The sequence below is a fragment of the Hahella sp. CR1 genome (genome assembly GCF_029813005.1).
Taxonomy (GTDB): Bacteria; Pseudomonadota; Gammaproteobacteria; order Pseudomonadales; family Oleiphilaceae; genus Hahella.
The window spans coordinates 1-529 of sequence record NZ_JAPELK010000052.1 but is presented as its reverse complement, the minus strand read 5'-3'; the positions used below and the strand labels follow the sequence as shown (position 1 = coordinate 529).

Here is a 529-nt window from a genome sequence, read left to right as displayed (position 1 = left end):
TTCCTTTGATCCGTCCTGAATAGAGTTGACACATTCCAGCCCTAACTTTGGGAGAATGTGATGAATCAGCGAGTTAAGCGAACGCAACGGGACTACACTCTGACTTTTAAACAGGCGGTGGTGGATCAGGTCGAAGGCGGAGAGCTGACTTATTAACAGGCTCAGGCCCGCTACGGTATCCAAGGCCGTTCGACGGTGCTAACGTGGTTGCGTCGATATGGCAGCCAGGACTGGAGTCCTGGCGTCACCTCCCGCCGTGTGAACAGGAGTCCCACCATGCCGAAGTCCCCACCTACCCCGGAACAGCGGATCAAGGAGCTTGAGGAGAAGCTGCGTCTGGCGGAACAGAAAGCTGAGTTCTTCGAAGCGATTGTCGATGTGATGGAGAAGGATTACGGGGTGTTCGTAAAAAAGCGGCCCGGCAAGTCCTCACGCAAGAACGCGGAGCCGGATTGACCGTCAGCAGGGCGTGTCGTCTCTTGGGGATTAGCCGGCAAGCTTGGTATCAGGCGGAACGAGCGCAGCGAGC

General features: G+C 56.5%; 1 pseudogene. It reads left to right on the top strand.

Features of this window, described 5'->3' with window-relative positions:
• Positions 1-60 precede the first annotated feature (60 nt).
• A pseudogene (locus tag ONV78_RS31880) lies at positions 61-529 on the top strand (IS3 family transposase); the annotation flags it as partial.